We start from the raw sequence: 18,233 nt of genomic DNA, 5'->3' as shown, positions 1-18,233 counted from the left end.
TCGGCCCCACACAACTGCGAAGGAGAACGGGGTTGGAGGTGGTCCCACCGAGCTCGCGGATGACCGCATCGTCGAGGTCGCCGTCGGCGCCGCCGGCGGACAGATCCTTGCCGCGGGCCTGATCGACGAGGTCCGCATGGACGTCGCACCCGTCGTGGTCGGATCCGGCAAGCGCTGCTTCGGATCGGTCGACGCGCAGCACCTGCTGGAGGATCCTGACGTGGTGATCCCGGGCAACCGCGTGCTTCACCTGTGCTACCCGGTACGCCGCGCGAGCGCTGCGTCGTAGGGTCACGAGCATGATCGAACCCCGGTCGAGCGAGGCATCGAAGAGCTTTCTGCAGGAGTACGTCAGGGCCTCCGCCTCAGCGTGCGAGGACCCTGCTCTGCGAACGTTCCTCCTCGGCCTCACGTGTGGCGCGACACATCAAGGTCAGGTGCAGAGCGTCCACAACTTCGGTGTGTTCCTGAACCTCGACCGCGAACCGGACGAACTGTGTACCGGGTTCATCAGAGGCCCTGAACTGAGCTGGCGGTGGATCGACCATCCCGCGGATGCCGTCACGGAGGGCCAACGCGTCACGGGCGAGATCATCGACGTCGACCTCACGCGCCAGCGCCTCACCCTGTCCGCCGGAAACGTGCCGCAGGACCGGAAGCGATCATCCTGAGGGAGGAAGCAGGCTCTGGGCAGTAGCACATCGGTCGGCCTGAAACCCGTTCCCGCTCGCTGTGCTGAGACGTGCTGCGTAGCAGCGCCAAGATTCACACCGCGAGCACGGGGCGGGTGGAACAGTCCTCGTAGAGGTCCTCGCCGTCCGGGCCGTACACGAACTCCGCCATGAAGGGATTGCGGTTGGCCGTGGCGAGAGGGAGCCATCCCAGCAGGTTCCCGTAGCCGCCGCACACCGACTCGCCGCCGTCCCCGCCGTGGACCGCGGTGGCGTCGCTGGTCAGCTCCGTGCGATAGGTGTCGTAGGCGATGTGCAGGCCGAAGGCGTTCGGCTGGTTCTGCGGCCCGTGCGAGTCTCCGTAGGGGATGTGGTCGAGGGGGCAGTCGTCGCCCCATCGGAACAAGGTCGTGGCGCCGGCGCCGCAGGCGTGCTCCCACTCGTCCGAGCTCGGCATCCGCAGGCCGCGAGCCGCGAGCGCTGCCGGCATGTCGGCGGGCGGCTCGGTCAGGTTCTCGTCGTCCACTGCCATGAGCACGGTGGCCAGGGTGACGCTCCGGCGCGGGCTGAGCACCTGGGACAGGTGGGTCCGGAGATCGTCCCCGTAGCCGAAGCCCTGCTCCAGGCTCTGTGCGTAGGCGGCGACCTGCTCGGGTGTCGGGCGCCAGGCGTCGAGGTCGAACCCGAGCATCACCGCCCCGCCGGGTATCAGAGCGAATTCCTGACCACTCCGCTCGATTCGGACACGGTGCAGCGGGGCGTTGAGATGGTCGACGGTCTCGACGAGGGACACTCGGCCGTCGACCAGCTCCGCAGCCTGTCGGGCGAAGCGGCGTGCGGTCGGCAGGTCGAACGACCGCCACTGGTCGAGACGCAGATCGGCGAGAGACATGTGCCGCAGTGTTACACGGCCCTCTGACACGGTGCGGGCCGAGGCGCGGCGGGACAGGAGGGGTACGGGGGGGTGAACACACCACACGGTTGCTCGGCGCGGCCGGCTCGGTCCTCGAGGCCGGCTCTCCGGCGCTCTCTCCGGACCTTGCTCACCCCTGCTCCTCGGTGGTGAGGAAACCGGTCAGGACGGGGGCGAGGAGCTCTGGGTCGATGTGGTGCTCCTGGCCGGGGAAGACGTGCAGGGTGAAGTTGTCGGCCAGTGCGGCGAGTTCCCGCGCGCCGGTGAGCATGTGCGGGGCACCCGCGTCCCCGCTGCCGACGAGGACGGGGACGGTCACCGACCGCCAGCGGTCGGCGGGCAGCGGCCGGCCGGACATGGTGTCGCCCATGATCCGGCCGTCATAGGGCAGCGTGCGGGCGGTGGCTTCCATGCCGGTCCAGAAGGGGGCCTGCCGCATCCCGGCGACGGCCTCGGCGGGCATGCCCACGGCTGCGGTCATGAAGTAGGCCGCGGCGTCGCCGTACGCCCCCTGCTTCACGAGGTGCGTGAGGTGGGCGACGTAGTCCACGGGCAGCGGTGGGCGGCTGGAGTCCGTGATGAAGGGCGGCTCGTACAGGGCCAGCCTGGAGACGGCGCTGCCCCGGGCCACTGCTTCCAGGGCCAGCACGGCGCCGGAGGACATGCCGAAGGCCATCGCCTCGCCGCCCGCGTGCTCGATCAGGGCATCCAGGTCCTCGACCTCGCGCTGTACGTCGTACGCCGGGCTGTCCCCGCTGTCGCCGCGGCCCCGGCGGTCGTACGTGATGACGGTGAAGTGCTCGGCCAACAGGACGGCAAGCGCGGCGGAATCGCCTCGCGTCATGAAAGCGCCGCCGACGAGCACCACCGCGGGGCCAGAACCCTGCTGCTCGTAGGCGATGGCCGTGCCGTCGGCGGAGAACACCTTGTCCACGAAGAACCACTCCCTATGTCTGCGCGGTACGCAGGGCGGCCGGAAGCCCTGCAACGTTCGGAACTGGACGGTACAGTACCCAAACGAGTACTGGCCAGTCCAGTACTCTTTCGTGGGACGCGGCAGCCGAATGGAGAAGGTGACGACCATGGACAGCCGATCAGCGCGCAAGCACGAGGCGATCCTGGAGGCCGCGACCAGCGTTTTCCTGGAGAAGGGATACGCGGGAACGAGCATGGACGACATCGCGAAGCTGGCCGCGGTGTCCAAGCAGACCGTCTACAAGCACTTCTCCGACAAGGAGAAGCTCTTCGCCGACATCGTCCTGGCCACCACCGACCGGCTCGACACCACGATCGACCTCCTGGCCGACCTCCCCGTCGACGAGGCCGACCTGGAACAGAACCTCACCCGGCTCGCCCGTCAGTTCCTGACCGCGCTCACCGCCCCCCGAGTGATCCAGCTACGGCGCCTGATCATCGCCAACGCCGACGTCTTCCCCGACCTGGGAACCGAGTGGTACGAGCGAGGCTTCCAACGAGGTCTCGCCACGCTGGCGGCGACCTTCCAGCGTCTGGCAGACCAAGGGCTCCTGCGCATCGACGACACGCTCCTCGCCGCGAACCACTTCTCCGGCCTGCTGCTGTGGATCCCGGTGAACAAGGCCATGTTCACCGGCAACGCCCAGCAGACCGAGGCCGACCTCGACCGCTACGCCGCCGCCGGCGCGCGCGTCTTCCTCGCCGCCTACCGCTGACCACCGTCGGCGCACCGAATGCGTCCGTGCTCACCGGCGGGCTTCCGTCTTCCGTCTTCCGTACCAGCGCGGCATGGTCAGTTCGCGCCACGCTCGGCCAGATCCCCAGGTCAGAGTCATGGGGTTCTGTCGTTGCCTCGCCCTGCCACCGGCCGCGCGCCTAATATGCCCTCGGCGGGGCGGTGTTGCCGTCCTCGTACGAACAAGGCGAAGGGGTACTCACGTGGGGGACATCTCGGCCGAGCGGCGGCGCATCTTGCAGTCGCCTCCGCCTGAGCTCGTCGCGCAGGCGGCTGCGAACCCGGGCGGCTCGGTCGCTGCGATCGATCCTGAGCTCATCGGCGACCCCAACGGCTACGTCCCCGGGGAGGCCGTCCAAGGCGTCTGGCGGGTCGGCCAGGACGGAAAGCTGACGGGCGAGTTCGTGGAGAATCCGAACTACGGCCCGCCCAAGGACGACTTCGCCAAACTCACGGAGCCCGACCACTGGCTGGGCTGGCTCGGCGAGCAGCCCGTCACCGCCGTGCGCGACTCCATCGCGGAGATCCTGGACGAGCAGGTATCCGGCGCGACCGTCGAGTGGATCAAGGTGGTCGACGCACCGCGCTACCTCACCGGAGGCCGCCCCGAACCGGACGACGAGAGTCGCATGATCGTCACACGGGCCGGCATCGCCCTGCCCTTCGCTCTCTCCGTGACCAGCCCCGGACGCAGGCGGGAAATCCTCGAGGGCGTGTTCTCCTGGGTCGCCGTCAGCCTGGACCAGCCGGGGAACCGCAAGGACCAGGTCTGGTTCGACCTGCGGGCCGACCTGGACTGGGCCGAGACGGAACTCCGCAACCGGATCTACCTCGTCGGCCAGGCCCAGGGCCCAGGCACCACCGCCTGAAACGCCCCGGCCGAATCTCGGGGTGCCGGCACCCTGCCTCACGTCCCCACAGGCTGTTTGGGCCGGTCGGCGGCCACGCCTCAGTTCGAGGGTGTGTCCGCCGGGGTGGCGGGGTTCCGGTCGGTCTGGCGCAGCGGCGGTCGTTGCCGCGGTGCCCGCTCGCCTGCCTCCGGCGGGTCGAAGGCTTCGGGCGCGGGAGCGGTCACGACCTTCGGGAGGGCACCGGGGTGCTCTCGCGCGAGCCAGCCGACGAGTTCCTCCCGTACGGCGCAGCGTGTCGTCCACAGGTCGTCGGCGTCCTTGGCGGTCACGATCGCCCGTATGGTGATGCCGGTCGGGGAGGTGTCGGTGACGGCGAGGTCCCAGGCCCGCCCGTCCCAGGTGCCGCACGTGCTGAGGAACTCTCGGAGGTGCTCCCGGACGAGCGTGACCGGTGTGCTGTGGTCGCAGTGGACGAAGACCGAACCCGTCATCTCCGGGCCGCCGCGCGACCAGTTCTCGAAGGGCCGCGAGGTGAAGTACGAGACGGGGAGCGTGACGCGGCGCTCGTCCCAGGTGCGGACCGTGAGGAACGTCAGGGTCACTTCCTCCACGACACCCCACTCCCCGTCGACGACGACCGTGTCGCCGATGCGGACCATGTCACCGAAGGCGATCTGGAAGCCGGCGAAGAGGTTGCTCAGCGTCGACTGCGCCGCCACGCCGGCCACGATGCCGATGATGCCGGCCGAGGCGAGCAGGGACGTGCCGAGGGTACGGAACGAGGGGAAGGTGACCAGGGCCGCGGCGGCGGCGAGCACCCCGACGGCGACGGACACCACCCGCATGATCAGTGTGACCTGCGTGCGTACGCGGCGGAGCCGTGCGGCGTCACGTGATCGTCCCGCGTACCGCGCGTACGTCGACTCGACGACGGCCGCGACCGTCCACACCGTCAGCCAGGCTCCGCCGCCGATCAGGCACAACAGCAGGGCGTGGCGCACCGTCTGCGCATGCTCGGCCAACGGCCCTCCCGGCTCCGCCGCGACCGGGTAGGTCCAGCTGAGCATGGCGGCCAGCAGGACGACGTACAACGGCGTACGGCAGCGACGCAGCAGCCCCCACAGCGGGGTCTCCGGATGCCGCGCGTCGGCGAACCGCGCCAGCAGGTCCGCCGCCCTGCAGACGACGAAGGCCGCCAGCGCCGAGCCGCCGACGGAGACGGCCAGCCGGATGACGCTCTCCACGTGTTCCCTCCATAGATGAGTCGGACAGGCCCGTGGCTCTACGCCTCACCCCTGGCAGGCACGTCAAACGCCCGTCCGCAAAGGTCCATGAATGAGTGGGCGGGGGCGGGGCAGGCGGAGCCCGGGCGGGAACCACGTCCCGCCGCGTACGGCACACACCGCGTACGGCACACGGAATCGGAGGACGCCGGAACACCACCGGCCGTCCCCGGACTACCGCAGGAGTTGGTGAAGCGTGAGCGAGCACGTGTGGAGCTACAAGGACACCTCTGGCCACCTCGCCGGTGCGGACCTGACCGGCTACAAGGTCGAGGCGACCGACGGCAGCATCGGGAAGGTGGACAAGCACTCCGACGAGGTGGACGACGCATACCTGGTGGTGGACACCGGAGTCTGGATCTTCGGCAAGGAGGTACTCCTTCCGGCGAGCACCGTCGTGCGGATCGACCTGGACGAGCGGAAGATCTTCGTCGACCGCACGAAGGAGCAGATCAAGGACGCCCCCGAGTTCCACCGCGACAAGCACCTCGGTGACCCGGACTACCGGGACGCGCTGTCCATGTACTACGGACCGGGCGGTCCCTTCGGCGGCCGCATCATCTGACATCACGGGAGCGGGAAGGCCCGGGGCCTGGGCCCGGGCCCGGGCCTGTAGAGGAGCCGGCAGGCTGACACCGCCCGGTGGGCTCCTGGGGTCCACGGGGCCTCGTAGGCACCCGGCCCGGGACCCGAGACCGGGCCTCGGGCCGGGTGCCTGTCGGGCCCCTGGGCCTCAGGCCGGTTGCCAGTCAGGCCGGCGGCCGCTGAGGCCGATCACGCGGTCGAGCAGGGGAGCGCCGTCCGGCACCGCGACGACGGGGCCGAAGAACCCGTCGCCGGAGGTGCCGTCGGTCGGAGTCAGCAGAGCTTCGGAGACTCTCAGTTCCTCCTCGCTCACCTCGTAGGCCTGACCTGTCGCCCGCGCCAGGTCCCAGCCGTGGATCAGCAGCTCGTCGAGCGCGATCCGCCCCATGACGGCGGCCGGCAGGTCGATCCCGCCCGCCTGAGTGTCCCCCTCCCACGCGCCCGGCTCGCGCCAGGCGGCGGCCAGTTCGTCCAGCACCTTCGGGAGCTCTGTCCGCCAGTCGTCCGTCAGCACCGGACGGGACGAGCCGGGCGGCGTACCGGTCGTCGGCCCGAACCGCTTGTGGGCCGCGTCGCGAAAGGCGACGCCGAGCCCGGCGAGATGGCCGAGCAGTTCCCGTACGGCGTACTCGGGACACGGCGTCGGGTCGTCGAGCCGCGCGTCGTCGACGCCCTCCGCGAGCCGAGCGACGCGCGTCGCGGCCGCTGCGAGATCGATCGGTTCGGTGTCTGAAGTGTTCTCCATGTCAGGGCAGACCTCGCGGACACCCGAAACTCATCGGTCGACACCGTACGACTCGAATCTTGCGGAGGACGGGGGCGCGTCGGTGCAGGTGGCGGTGGAGGGCGGGCCCGCCAGGAAGCCTCAGGCCCCGGCCCTCTGCCGAGTCAATCCCCCACTTACGCTGAACGGGACAGTCCACCGTGCGCACGACCGGGGGAAACCGTGAATCGACCATTGCTGTTCCTCGACGTGGACGGGCCGCTCAACCCCTACGCGGCCCAGCCGGAGAGGCGTCCCGCCGGCTACACCACACTCCGCGTCCCCCGGAAAGACACCCATGACGACGACAGCGGCTTCTCGTCCCGACGTCGTCCCCTGCGGGTCTGGCTCAACCCGGAGCACGGACGGATCCTGCTCAAGCTCGGCTTCGAGCTGTGCTGGGCCACCACATGGATGGACGACGCCAACCGGTGGATCGCACCGGTCCTCGGCCTCCCGGAACTTCCCTTCGTGGACTTCGGCGGCGCCCTGCTCCAGGAACGCCCTGATGGAATCCACTGGAAGACCGAGCCGCTGGTGAACTACGCAGGCGGCCGTCCTTTCGCATGGGTGGACGACGAGCAGAGCGAGCTGGACCAGACGTACGTAGCCGCCCACCACCGAGGCCCCGGACTCCTCCACCACGTGAACCCGAGGATCGGCCTCCGGGAGAACGACTTCCGTGTACTCGCCGACTACGCCCGATCCCTGAGCACCTCGCGAACCACCGGCTGAGCGACTCACCAGCTCGTCAGGCCGCCCCGTGCTCGGAGTCGAGACCTATGTGGGAGCTCAGGACATGGGCCGGCCCAGTTGAGGTGGGCCAGCCTCCAGGAGCCGTGCCTCGGCCGCGCGGGCGCTCTTGAGAACGGTCGCAGCCCGGACGGCCCGCGACGCGGCGGCGGCACGGGAGGTGGCCTGGACGGCGGAGGTACGAGCTGAAACGGAGGAGGCAGTGGTGCTGGAGGAGGTGCCGGCGGTGGAGGCGTGAGCGCTCTGGGTACCCACGGCAGCCGGGACAACGACGGTGCCAAGTACCGCGGCCGTCCGCCGGGTTCTCGGTGCTCGGTACCGACACGAAGGGGTGCTCCTATCGCAAGGAAGGGGCTTGGTGTACCTGACGACTCGGGCGCGGTGGAAGTGCCCGCTCCGTGTGTGGGGGTCTGGGACCCGCACGGTCGGGGGACACGACGTGCGGAGGTCAGCTATGCCACGGGTGCATCGGAGGTGGGCCGGCCCGGAAGGTCCGGCAAGGCGGCCAGGTATTCGGGGCATTCTTCGACCACGAGGTGTCCGGCGTCGGAGACCACACCGAGGTCCGTGCCGAGTGCGACGCGCACTGTCGGGCCGAGCCGTTGCGGTGGGAGGAAGACATCGTGCTCCCCCGTGGCGACCAGGCGGGGAATCGGCCGCGCGGGCAGGGTGGCAGCGCCGGGTGCCCCGCTGGAGCGCGCGTGCCGGGCGACCAGTGTCATCCAGTCCACCAGTTCCTCGCGGGGTGGATGACCGGGCGCGAGCATCGCACGCAGGAGCCGGGTGCTGTGCGTCGGTCCGGGGCGCAGGAACCAGGCGGCCGATGCGGCCAGTACGGCGGGAGTCAGCCTCAGCCTGGTCAGGCCGCCAGGGGAGACAAGGACGAGTCGTTCGATCCGGCGAGAGGCGCTGGACAGGGCGATGGCGGCACCGAAGGAGTGGCCCATGACCGTTACCGGCTGGGACGAGAGCTTCTCGATCACCTCGCTCAACCACGTTCCGTACCAGGGCAACCGGCCGCCGGAGAGGCCACGTTCGCCGGAACTGAGACCGGGCTGGCCCGGGACGTCCACCAGTAGGACCCGGTGGCCGGCGGCGACCAGGGCCGTGGCCAGCGGCAGCGACGCGGCGGCGTTGAAGTTGGTGCCCGGTACGAACACGACCGTCGTCTCGCCGGAGCCGGCGAGAACCACGTGGGTCTCTGCTCCCTGGGCAGTCACCGTCTCGCGTTCGTGCGGCACCGGCCATGCGGCGAGCTGGTCGAGACACCAGCGCCGGATGAGCTCCCTGCCCGTCGTGCTGCGGTAGATCGAGTCCACTGGTCGAGTATCGCGCCTCGGCCCGGCCGTGACATGAGAAGGGCCTTACGGATTAGGCAAGTTGTGAGCAAGGCTGGGCCGGGCGGCCTCTTCCCGTCCTGCCCTGTACGACCTCTCTCCCGTGCCCTTCAGCGAGTCACTCGAAGTCCCAGCCCCACGCCACCAGGCTTCAGCACCGCTGTCCAGGCCCGATGACCTCGAGTCCCACCTGCCTGGCGAGCCAGTGCGCGTACGGCTCCCTCACCTGACGGCCGTCGATGTCGACGCTGCGAACGTGAACGAGGACCGTGTGGTCATCGGAGAGTTCGTTGTACTCGCGGGTCCTGGTGTTGAGGAGGAGCGTCACCTCCGCGTGCTTGGACTCGCCGTGGAATCCCACTTCGGGCGCGTCCGGCCAGCACAGGTCCTGCCAGTTGATCTCGCCGATGCTCGGTCCGATCGCCGCCGTGAAGACGTCCTCGACGCTGCCCACCTCCTGGTCGAGCAGCTCGTACTCCACCGGTAGCCGCCCCTCGTACGACGCCGGGTCGGCCGGCAGACCTGACCACCGGACGCCTACGAGCCATGCCGGGAGGTCCTCGAACGGCACGTCGCATTCCCCGTCCCGTTCCTGTCCTCGGAACCACCCCTCGGGTAGCCTCTCTACCCCTCGCCGCACCTCGGCGACGGAATGGATCTCCGCGTAGAGGGAGACCTTGGTGTACTCGCAGCTGCCGAACATCATGAGGCGGCGCGCGACACTCAGGGCGAGTACGGGGTCGGGGGTACGGAAGACCGGGTAGGCGATGTCGTTGGACATGCGGAGACTGTGCCACGGTCCGTCACCGCAGCTCATCGCATTTTCGGCCCGGCCTGCGCACACGTCCGCCCCTGAGGTGAAGGCTCGGAGGGGACTCCAGCCACTGCTCCATGTGCGGCAGCTTCAGCGACCCTGTATGCAGGGGGCAGGGGTGAGGCGAAACAACGTAAGACGTGCCGCCGGAACACAGACCTTCACAGATCTGCTCCGTCATCCGAGTCGCCTCCTCGACCAGCTCACAGGAGTCGATCGGCATCGCGCCGAGGCGGACGTCGCCGCGTTGAACGCAGGAGCGGCTCGCCAGGTCTCCGCGTTCATGCGTGACGGCCACCGCTTCCGACAAGGGTCGTTGATTCTGGACCCTGCCACAGCATCGCCAGTGGTGTGGCGACCGTTGCGAGTGCTGGGCGGGTCCGATGAGGACGTTGCCTTGGTCGCTCCGTTCCACGTTCATGGGGCCGGCCCGGTGACCGGCCCGGGAAGCGGGACGGTCGACGAGGACCTGTTCCGCCTGCTGTCCCTGCAAGCCGCTGACCGATACTGGGCACTCGCCGTCCCCGCCGCGGACGGCGCTCTGGTCCGTGCTGCACTGCGCGAGGATGGCAGTCGAAGGTAGCCAGAGAGTCGACGCGTCACGGCCACTCGTTGAGGACCGCGACCCGCACGCTTGCCTCGTAGCGGGCAGAGAGTTCGTCATACCTGATGGCAACCGAACGGTGGCGCTTGAGCCGGTTGATCCCGCGCTCACCCGCATGCTGCTGCTGTAGACGGACTTGTCGACGCTGGTCCGGGTCGCCCCCGTACGCCGTCCACGAGCTGTCGCCGACTCCCCACCGGCGGACGGCCCGGCTTGGTGCTCCGCGGCAGCAAACGACTCGAGCACGGCCAAGATCCACTTTTGCGAGAGACCAGCCCTAACCGAGCTCACCCTGCCGGATGGTCTTCACAGCGAGCACGGGGTTCAGGGGTTCGATGAGTTGTTCAACAGCGACAGTCAACAGGTGGGCCGGGACACCGGCTTGCAGCAACGCATCCACGTACTCAAGGGCCTGAGATGGAGACAGCATCGGTAGTCTCAGGCGCAGGATACGTGCCGCTTGCATGCGTCCGCGCACTACGGCAGCTTTGCGTATCTCGTCATGCAGATCATCCACAGGTGTACGGACGACGAGCCCGCGGATACGAACACGGTAGTCGGCCTCCCAGGCTCCCTCAATCTCGGAGACCGCTCCAATTCGGTGCAGTCCGCCGTCGATGCGGTCGACCAGGTAGGGCCCGTGTCCCGCCAACATCGCGGCTGGGTCGCGGGTGCGTGCGTACTCTTCGGACTGCCAGTAGACCTTCCAGACCAGCTCGTGCTCGTCTACGTACAGCACTGTTGCGCGCATCGGGTCGACGCCCAGAGCCGCCCTCTTCTGGTTCTCGCGGTCCAGCTCTTCCTCGACGATGCGAACCGCGACCTCTCGCTCGATCACGGGTGCAGCATCCACGAATGGATCCGATGCCGGCCAGCAAGTTTCTGCGCGCAGTGGCAACTCCGACGGACGCGACTTCGGTGAGGACTCGTTCGGGCGATCACGCCGATTTCTGATGCTCCTACCGATGTTGTCCCGGGAGGACTGCCTGTCTCGTGCGAGTTCCTTGAGCTAGCCATCTCCCGCGCGCTGCCCGTGTGACGGCCGTGACGCCCGAGCCGTTCATGTGCGCATGGGGCCGGGCGATCCAACGGATGCCGAGGGGAACGCCTCCGACCCTTCCTGCCAGTCAGCAGCGGGGTTGTGGCAGGTACGCGGGATCACCGGCAGGTGATCGACGGGACTCTGCACCGGGTTCGAACCGGGGAGGAATGGAGTGACCTGCCCGCACGGTTCGGCCCGGGGAAGAGCGGCCTCACGCGGCGGACGGGTGGCCGGCTTCGGCGAGGACCGCTACAAGCAGCGCGCGCAACACCGTCACACGAGCGAATTACCGCCTGAAGCAGCACCGGTGCGCCGCCACCCGCTTCGACTGACGCGGCCACGTCCACCTCGGCACTGCGACGGCGGCAGCCACCGCCGTCTGGCTACGAACTTGATCGCTCAGATTCGTCCTGGTCGGGGACCCCCGGCATGCCCCACCAGGCGTTTCTCCAGGATGCGGGCCCACGGGCACGTCCTCCGCCATGTCGTGACTCCAGGGGGGCAGCCTGGGCGCCCGAAGAGGACTCGCTTTCCGTGCAGGCGATCCTCGCTGGTGAACATTCCGTCATGATGGTTGCCGCCCGGCGTCCACCACGATCGGGCGCCACTCACCAGTCCCGGGTGGCGATCAGCTCCTCTACGTCCGCGTCCTTGAACCCGTATGCCGACGCCACAAACCAGAAGTTCTCGGCGATCACCTCGCGCGCGACCGTCTCGATGTCACTTCCGGCTGCGTCGAACTCCGCCTCCAGATGGTTGAATTCCTCCGTCGCGGCCTGGGTGAGCGCATACAAGGCCCCCAGATCCGACGGCTGCTCAGCCTCGATCCGCTCGCACAGCCGCAACAGGATCGCCTTGCCCTTGTCGACGACGTGATCGGGGTAGTACGAGTCCGCGTACATCTGCCGCAGAAACGCGTGCCCTGCTACCTGCTCGTTGGTGATCGGCATGGCGCCACCTCATCCCCGTAGAAGAACTGACGCGCCGATCATGCACGACAGCACTGACAGCGACGCCGCCCATGAACGCCAGACGGCTCGTGACCAGCACTTTCACAGCGTCGTGCATCGGCAGTGGATGTCGAGACGGGATGATCTTGCTCGTGGCACGTGGAGATCTGAGGGATGCCCAGTGGGCCGGCCTACAGCGCCGTTGTTGCCCCGGGGCAACAAAGCGGGGCGCCCTCCGCAAGAAGCTCGGGTCGTGTCGCGGCCGGCCGAGTTCGGCGCCGAGGACTACAAGGCACAAAGCGCGGCGTGCGGTTGATTGCCGCGTGAACCGTCTCGAACGGCACAGGCTGTGGCCCCGAGATGCGACGAGCTCGCGGTTCGCTACGAGGCGACCGTCCTCATCGCGGCCGTCAACGAGTGGCGGTGACCAGGTGGCTCAAGGCGGGAAGCACGCTCCGCAGGTCGTCGTCGTCCACTGCGACGGTCGCCGCCTCGCGCGCTCCTGGCGAGGCATTGAACGCCACGCTCAACCCGACGGATGCGAACAGCGGCAGATCGGAGCGGCTGTCCCCGACGGCCCCGCACGAGCGGGGAGCCAGCTTCAGTCCTCGCGCCAGCGCGAGCGCGAAATCCCGCTTGTCGTACTCGTCGAAGTGACGGGCCACCCGGCCTGTGAACCGGCCGCCGGCGGTCTCCAGCCGAGGTCCGCTGAACCCATGGAAGCCGAAGCGGTCTGTCAGGTAGCTGCCGACCGGCGACCAGGCGAGGGTCGCCAGCACGGGCACCAGCCCGTTCTGCCGACACCAGGTCACGGCCTCCGCGATGCCCGAGACCAAGGGAAGTCCGTCGAGCCAGTCGGAGACCTGGTCTTCGTGAACCCCCGCCCAGCCTGCGGCATCCAGTTCGGAGACCTGCCGATTGTCCAAGGCACCGGAGGCGTAGGCATCTTCGGCCTTGGCCAACTCGTCCCGATGACCAAGGAAGCCGGCCAGGAAGACCGACGAACTCGTGCCAGGGACGAGGGTGCCGTCGACGTCGAAGAACACGGCGCCCGCATGATCGGATGAGAACACCACCCAAGGATCCCACTACCTCGCGAGACGCCAGATTCGGAGGCGCCGCAGGGCGTTTCCGATACGTGCCTTGGATCGCTCAGTCATGGATACGGTGGCTGAGCGGGCCGGTTGGCGGTGGAGCGGCGTTACTCGGAAGCCATGGCCGGGAGAGCCCGCCAACTGACGGGTACGTCGCGCATGACCAGAGCGCAGTCCAGGGTCGCGCTCCCAGCGGGGAAGCAGTCCCTGTCGGCGAAGAAGGACGACGCGGCGGAGCGAACCCGGCCGGCTTCCACGTGCCAGGCGTCGGTCCGCAGTTCCATGCCGTCCAGGTGGCGGCCGGAGCTGGTGGCCGAGAAGCCCTTTGCCCCGCCCTGGAAGAAACGGGATGCCTCGGCAAGATCGGCGAAGAGCTCACTGCCTCGCAGCTCGTCGGACAGCTCGACGGTGACATCCACTCGGGTGTCTCCGTCCCGTGTCGCCAGTGCCACGCGCACCTGATCGGGCGTCTCCTGCACCTCGAAGTCGGCCCGGCCGTGTTCGCCGGGGAAGAGGCGGCCTCCGGCCCAGGCGTTGAGCCGTGAGGCGGTGTCGCGTCGCGGAATGTAGACGCCGGTCTCGACGCCGTCCGGTCCGTCCCACTCGACGGCTATGCGATGTGCCGCGTTCTCGCTCCGCACTCCGAACGCCTTGGGTGCCCAGGCCGGCCGGACACTTCCCAAGCGCAGCAGGCAGATGCCCGCAACCGCGTAGCCGTTCACCAGCTGCGGGCGCAGTGGCCCGGGGAGCAGGCGTGCCGCGGTATCGGGGGCGACTCGGTAGTTCACCAGGAGTCGTCGTTCGATGACGCTGGACAGTCGCGGCTGAATCATGATCCCTCGCCCTGCGCGCCGGAGCGCCATTTGGTGTGTCGGAGCACGATCTGCTCGGGGCAGACGGCGCTGAGGAAGCGACCGATGCTGGTGGCCAGGCGGTCCTCGGCCAGCGCGTAGTAGATCCGGTTGCCCTCCCGTCGCTCCGTCACCAGTCCGGCCCCCTTGAGCACGCCGAGATGCCGCGAGATGGAGGGCGCACTGATCGCGAACCTGGCCGCGATCTCGCCTGCCGCGAGCTCCCCGCCTCTGAGGTCCTCGAGGATCTGGCGCCTCGTCGGATCGGCGAGGGCGCGGAAGGCTCCCGCCTCATCCTGAGCTTCTGTCATACCCAATATTTAGCACCTTAGCTAAATATCTAACAAGGAGGTTCCGCATCTTCCGCCGGCAGTTGGGACCGGCCGCTTCGGCTCGGCGCGCCCGACGGACGCGGCTCAGTACTCGATGTCGAGGTAGTCGATGTCGGTGAGTCTGACTTCGGAGAGTCCTTCGGCGCGGGCGCCGTTGTCCTGGAAGTAGGCCTCTTTGAATCCCTCGGCCACGATCGCGCGCTTGTGCTGGTCGCTCAGGCCCTGCTCCTGGGCGTCGAAGAGTCGCTGGGCGTAGGCGGCGGGGAGGTTGATGGTGAGTCGGCGGAGTCGGCCGTCGTCGGTGGTGCCGATGGGTGCGGTGTAGCCGAAACGGGCGCGTGTGGAGACCTTGATGCCGGTGGTGGCGGCCTGCTTGCGCCGGCGCCGGCGGACGCCCGGCTGCCAGCGGGCCTTCACGGCCGCCTCGATCTGTGCGGCGATGTTCCGCGGCGGGTTCTTTCGGGCGCCGCGGCGGTAGCGGTTGACGGAGTCGGCGGTGACGCCGATCTCCGCGGCGACGGCCTTGGCGGTGCCGAGCTGGCGGATCAAGTAGTTGATCCGGGCCTGGACGGTCTTGGGGGGCTCTTTCGTGAAGTGTTCCTGGTCGGCGCGCTTGAGGGCGTCGTCGATCTCTCCGGTCATCTGGTTGAGCTCCCGTCGGAGGCGGAGGAGGCGGAGGGGTGGGTGGTCGGGGCCTCCGCCGGTGTTCGGGGTGGGGCGGCGAAGGGTCGGGGTGGGAGTGGGGCGGCGACGGGTGGGGGTGGGGCGGCGAAGGGTGGGGGTGGGGCTATTCGCCTTCGTCCATGACGGCGTCGTGGCCGTCGCCCTTGATGTGGCGGGCGGGGTTGTAGCCCTGTTCCATCAGGTCGACCGCCCATGTCATCGGCTGCGCGCCCTCCAGTTTCGCGCGGCCCGGTGTCGAGCCGAGGCGGAAGGCGCCGGGGATCGGCTTGCCCGACTCGGCGTACGGAAGGAAGTCGAGCGGGCTGGTGCTCGCGGTCGGGTAGACGACGCAGTCGGAGAGGACCGCGAGCGGGTACATGCCGGTGAACTTGGCCATGTTGGCGAGCTTGCGGTGCATGTTGACGCGTGTCTTGGAGATGATCGCGTTGCGGATCCAGGGAGCCCAGGTGGGGCGTTTCATGGCCGGCCATTCCTCGCCGTCCTTGTACCCCGCGCCCTGAGGTCCCTCGAAGAGCTTGCCGATACCGCCCTTCACCGTTGCCTTGATCGCGGCGAGGACGGCGGCCATCGCCGGGTCGACCTGTTTGTGGACCTCCATCGCCGCCAGGAACTCGGCGTCGGTGAGGTCGGGGGTGACTCCGAGGTCGGCCAGGGTCTGGGCGTAGGCGGTCTTGAGCCGGTCGTGCCACGGGTCGAGGTAGGCCCCGGTCTCGCGGCGCAGGTAGGCCTCCAGGATGTCGACGTTGTGGCCGAGTTCCTGGGCGTAGGCGATGGTGTGCGTCTGGTACCAGGCCGGGCCTGTGGGGCGCTGACCGGTGGGTGTGAACGGGCTCGGCAGCCGGGGGTCGAGGTCGATGTGGGAGAGGTCGACCAGCCAGGAGCCGGTGACCTTGGGGTAGAACTTCGGGCGCACGAAGTGGTCGGGCTCGGAGAGGCCGACCATGAGGCGGGCGGTGGAGGCGAGGAAGGCGGTGTTGAGGTCGAGGCCGACCGCGTACGGGAGTGCCGCCTCCTCACCGGTGAGCAGGTCGATGTCGCGGATCCACTGGTAGGCCTCTTCGTTGACGAAGCCGCCGCTCCAGGCGGTTTGGACGACGACGGGGTGTTCGGGGCGGGCTTCCGGGGGCGCGGGGGGCAGCGGGTCGGTCCCGAGGCTGCCGGCATGGTGGCCGCGGGTCCAGCCGCCGGTCTCCTCCTCGCGTACCGGTTTCGTCGGCGGGCGCAGTGCGGTCATCAGTTCCAGGCCGGAGACGGCCGTCGAGCCGCGGGGGGTGATGACACGCTGCGCGTAGACGCCGAGGACGCGGGCGATGCCGGCCGGGTCCATCTCGGCTTCGTTCACGCCGGGCCAGGAGCGGGAGTCCAGCGCGTCCCAGGGCAGGATCGCGAGCTGGACACACTGACGGTCGCGCCCCTGGGCCTTGCGGTAGATACGGGGCCAGGGACCGAAACCGCGCTGGGTGAGCTGCCACTTCGCCTTCGCCACCTGCTTGACCACCGGATGGTCCTGGGGCAGACGCAGGCCACGGCGGTCCTCCAGGCGCTCGGGCAGGCCGAACTTCGCTGCCGCGGCCGCCGTCAGGACGATCAGCGGGTCGGAGTCCGTGCCGTAGCGGTGGAGCTTCGCGGCGCCGAGACCGGACCGCGTGAGGGTCCAGTCGACCAGGTCCACGATCGTGGTCGCCGGGCAGTCCAGCACGATCCCGCCGACGCCGTACGCGGTCCCGTCACCGTCCAGGACGGCGAGCGGCCCGTTCGGAAAGCGCGGGTCGAACACCGCCGACGCTGCCCCTTCCCCCGGCTTCTCCCCCATCGGCCGACGCGACGAAGCGAGGCGCCCGGCCGCAGACCTTGATTCGACCGAACGGTCGGAGGCGGTGTGGCGCGCGGTGGGATCTTCGGGCGTGCTCGGCGCGGCCGGGGCGGGTGGGGTGAGGGGCCCTGCCTTGGGATCCGGGGCAGCGGGCCCGGTGAACGCGGCCGACACCTGCGGCTGCGGTGCGGGGACCGACTCCGGCGCGGGGGCCGGGGGCGCGGCCGGGACCGCAGCGTGCGGGGGGTGCGCGGGGTGCTTCGCCGCCCAGCCGTCCAGAATCCGCTGGTACGCCTCCAGGCGCGGCGAACGCGGCTCGCTCCTGCCGTTCTCGTAGTTCTTGATCGTCTGCGTGGTGGTCTTCAGCGCGGCGGCGAGACGGGCCTGCGTGATGCCGGCGGCCTCCCGCAGACGGGCACGCTCGGCCGGGGACGGGAGCTGTGGCACTTCCGCCAGCAACTCGTCAGCAGCGGCGAGCAGTTCTTCCTCACTAAGGCCCATACCACAGACCTTAGCACTATTTAACCCTTTCTTTAACCTGAACCTTTAACCCTTACGGGGGTCTGCGGCGGTCGTGCCGGCTCGTCGAGGAGGGTCGTGATGTCGCCGCTGTGCGTCTCGATCCGGCTGACGGCGAGCATCAGTCGGCCGCGCAGGGACGTCATCTGTCCGATCTGCTCGTCGACCTCGGCAATGCGCTGACGGAGGACGCGCTCGGCGGTGCCCACCGGGCAGTCGGTGGTGCCGTCGCAGGCGTCGAGGAGTTCCCTGATCTCCTCCAGGCGCAGGCCGAGCCGCTGCCCCACCCGGATGAACGTGAGGCGCTCCAAGACCTCCGGAGAGTAGCGGCGGTGGTCCCCGCTGGTTCTGACCGGTGCGGGCAGGAGACCTATGCGCTCGTAGTGGCGCAGGGTGTCGACCGTGAGGCCGGCGGAGCGGGCCAGCGCGCCGCTGCTCAGCAGGATCGTTTCGGTCCGTTGCGTGGTGGGCATGGGCAGAGGCTAGAACCTGGTGTCAGGTCCGGGTTCAAGCCCGTCACGCATGACCTGCGTCACCTCGCAGCTCGCTCGAACCCCTGCAGCACCCCCGCACCTCACGCCCCGCCAGAATCCCGCAATTCCGGTTCTGCTGGAGCTGCTTCGCTTTGCTGGTGCGCTTTCGTTTCGGGAGCAGCAGCGATCC

The 18,233-nt window shown here is 69.0% G+C and carries 19 protein-coding genes and 2 pseudogenes; 7 read left to right on the top strand and 14 right to left on the bottom strand.

The window, feature by feature from the left end; all coding sequences use genetic code 11:
- Positions 1 to 46: 46 nt before the first annotated feature.
- Positions 47 to 289 (top strand): annotated as a pseudogene (locus ACF08F_RS19395) (dihydrofolate reductase family protein); the annotation flags it as partial.
- Between the two features lie 10 nt (positions 290 to 299).
- Positions 300 to 671 carry a S1 RNA-binding domain-containing protein gene (locus ACF08F_RS19390; RefSeq protein WP_392299742.1) on the top strand — a complete coding sequence of 124 codons (372 nt, stop codon included), beginning with the start codon at positions 300 to 302 and terminating at the stop codon, positions 669 to 671.
- A 94-nt stretch (positions 672 to 765) separates the two neighbouring features.
- Here the strand turns inward: ACF08F_RS19390 and ACF08F_RS19385 are convergent, their stop codons facing one another.
- On the bottom strand, positions 766 to 1,563 hold the full coding sequence (locus ACF08F_RS19385; protein WP_392299741.1) for a hypothetical protein: 798 nt from the start codon (positions 1,561 to 1,563) through the stop codon (positions 766 to 768).
- A gap of 151 nt (positions 1,564 to 1,714) precedes the next feature.
- Positions 1,715 to 2,518, bottom strand: coding sequence for an alpha/beta fold hydrolase (locus ACF08F_RS19380; protein ID WP_392299740.1), 804 nt, complete (start codon positions 2,516 to 2,518; stop codon positions 1,715 to 1,717).
- 148 nt (positions 2,519 to 2,666) lie between these two features.
- On the opposite strand from ACF08F_RS19380, the gene ACF08F_RS19375 reads away from it, so the two are divergent.
- Complete coding sequence (locus ACF08F_RS19375; protein WP_392299739.1) at positions 2,667 to 3,275, top strand: TetR/AcrR family transcriptional regulator; 609 nt, start codon at positions 2,667 to 2,669, stop codon at positions 3,273 to 3,275.
- A 223-nt stretch (positions 3,276 to 3,498) separates the two neighbouring features.
- Positions 3,499 to 4,164 (top strand): hypothetical protein, encoded by a 666-nt coding sequence (locus ACF08F_RS19370; RefSeq protein ID WP_392299738.1) that lies wholly within the window; start codon positions 3,499 to 3,501, stop codon positions 4,162 to 4,164.
- Positions 4,165 to 4,244: 80 nt separating this feature from the next.
- Here the strand turns inward: ACF08F_RS19370 and ACF08F_RS19365 are convergent, their stop codons facing one another.
- The gene (locus ACF08F_RS19365; RefSeq protein WP_392299737.1) at positions 4,245 to 5,390 is read right to left on the bottom strand and encodes a mechanosensitive ion channel family protein; all 1,146 of its coding nucleotides are present in this window, start codon (positions 5,388 to 5,390) and stop codon (positions 4,245 to 4,247) included.
- Between the two features lie 235 nt (positions 5,391 to 5,625).
- Here ACF08F_RS19365 and ACF08F_RS19360 point away from each other — a divergent pair, with 235 nt between their 5' ends.
- The gene (locus ACF08F_RS19360) at positions 5,626 to 5,994 is read left to right on the top strand and encodes a PRC-barrel domain-containing protein (protein ID WP_392299736.1); all 369 of its coding nucleotides are present in this window, start codon (positions 5,626 to 5,628) and stop codon (positions 5,992 to 5,994) included.
- A gap of 168 nt (positions 5,995 to 6,162) precedes the next feature.
- Here the strand turns inward: ACF08F_RS19360 and ACF08F_RS19355 are convergent, their stop codons facing one another.
- Positions 6,163 to 6,759, bottom strand: a complete 597-nt coding sequence (locus tag ACF08F_RS19355) for a TIGR03086 family metal-binding protein (protein WP_392299735.1) — start codon at positions 6,757 to 6,759, stop codon at positions 6,163 to 6,165.
- A gap of 201 nt (positions 6,760 to 6,960) precedes the next feature.
- On the opposite strand from ACF08F_RS19355, the gene ACF08F_RS19350 reads away from it, so the two are divergent.
- The gene (locus ACF08F_RS19350; protein WP_392299734.1) at positions 6,961 to 7,512 is read left to right on the top strand and encodes a hypothetical protein; all 552 of its coding nucleotides are present in this window, start codon (positions 6,961 to 6,963) and stop codon (positions 7,510 to 7,512) included.
- A gap of 470 nt (positions 7,513 to 7,982) precedes the next feature.
- Here ACF08F_RS19350 and ACF08F_RS19345 read toward each other — a convergent pair whose 3' ends face one another.
- The 3 genes from ACF08F_RS19345 to ACF08F_RS19335 all read right to left on the bottom strand — a co-directional run bounded on the left by ACF08F_RS19345 (position 7,983) and on the right by ACF08F_RS19335 (position 11,123).
- Positions 7,983 to 8,849, bottom strand: a complete 867-nt coding sequence (locus ACF08F_RS19345; RefSeq protein ID WP_392299733.1) for an alpha/beta fold hydrolase — start codon at positions 8,847 to 8,849, stop codon at positions 7,983 to 7,985.
- A gap of 169 nt (positions 8,850 to 9,018) precedes the next feature.
- Positions 9,019 to 9,648 (bottom strand): hypothetical protein, encoded by a 630-nt coding sequence (locus tag ACF08F_RS19340; RefSeq protein ID WP_392299732.1) that lies wholly within the window; start codon positions 9,646 to 9,648, stop codon positions 9,019 to 9,021.
- A gap of 914 nt (positions 9,649 to 10,562) precedes the next feature.
- Positions 10,563 to 11,123: a YrhB domain-containing protein gene (locus ACF08F_RS19335; protein ID WP_392299731.1), complete on the bottom strand. Its 561-nt coding sequence runs from the start codon at positions 11,121 to 11,123 to the stop codon at positions 10,563 to 10,565.
- A gap of 276 nt (positions 11,124 to 11,399) precedes the next feature.
- Between ACF08F_RS19335 and ACF08F_RS19330 the strand changes: the two are divergent.
- Positions 11,400 to 11,624: pseudogene (locus ACF08F_RS19330) on the top strand (transposase); the annotation flags it as partial.
- A gap of 311 nt (positions 11,625 to 11,935) precedes the next feature.
- On the opposite strand, the gene ACF08F_RS19325 reads toward ACF08F_RS19330, so the two are convergent.
- The 7 genes from ACF08F_RS19325 to ACF08F_RS19295 all read right to left on the bottom strand — a co-directional run bounded on the left by ACF08F_RS19325 (position 11,936) and on the right by ACF08F_RS19295 (position 18,043).
- A complete protein-coding gene (locus tag ACF08F_RS19325; protein ID WP_392299730.1) occupies positions 11,936 to 12,277 on the bottom strand; it encodes a DUF5713 family protein in 342 nt (113 codons plus the stop codon).
- A 410-nt stretch (positions 12,278 to 12,687) separates the two neighbouring features.
- Positions 12,688 to 13,350, bottom strand: coding sequence for an HAD family hydrolase (locus tag ACF08F_RS19320; RefSeq protein WP_392299858.1), 663 nt, complete (start codon positions 13,348 to 13,350; stop codon positions 12,688 to 12,690).
- Between the two features lie 128 nt (positions 13,351 to 13,478).
- The gene (locus ACF08F_RS19315) at positions 13,479 to 14,204 is read right to left on the bottom strand and encodes a DUF2071 domain-containing protein (RefSeq protein WP_392299729.1); all 726 of its coding nucleotides are present in this window, start codon (positions 14,202 to 14,204) and stop codon (positions 13,479 to 13,481) included.
- Positions 14,201 to 14,533: a metalloregulator ArsR/SmtB family transcription factor gene (locus ACF08F_RS19310; protein ID WP_392299728.1), complete on the bottom strand. Its 333-nt coding sequence runs from the start codon at positions 14,531 to 14,533 to the stop codon at positions 14,201 to 14,203. The genes ACF08F_RS19315 and ACF08F_RS19310 overlap by 4 nt, the downstream gene beginning before the upstream one ends.
- Positions 14,534 to 14,638: 105 nt before the next feature.
- Positions 14,639 to 15,196: a telomere-protecting terminal protein Tpg gene (gene tpg / locus ACF08F_RS19305; RefSeq protein ID WP_392299727.1), complete on the bottom strand. Its 558-nt coding sequence runs from the start codon at positions 15,194 to 15,196 to the stop codon at positions 14,639 to 14,641.
- Between the two features lie 145 nt (positions 15,197 to 15,341).
- Entirely contained in the window at positions 15,342 to 17,552 is a 2,211-nt protein-coding gene (gene tap / locus ACF08F_RS19300; RefSeq protein WP_392299726.1) for a telomere-associated protein Tap, read from the bottom strand.
- 32 nt (positions 17,553 to 17,584) lie between these two features.
- Entirely contained in the window at positions 17,585 to 18,043 is a 459-nt protein-coding gene (locus ACF08F_RS19295; RefSeq protein WP_392299725.1) for a MerR family DNA-binding protein, read from the bottom strand.
- Between the last annotated feature and the right edge of the window lie 190 nt (positions 18,044 to 18,233).

Source organism: Streptomyces sp. NPDC015130, from assembly GCF_043080005.1.
Lineage (GTDB): Bacteria > Actinomycetota > Actinomycetes > Streptomycetales > Streptomycetaceae > Streptomyces.
Note: the sequence above shows the minus strand (reverse complement) of the source record. Positions and strands in the feature narration are given on the sequence as shown.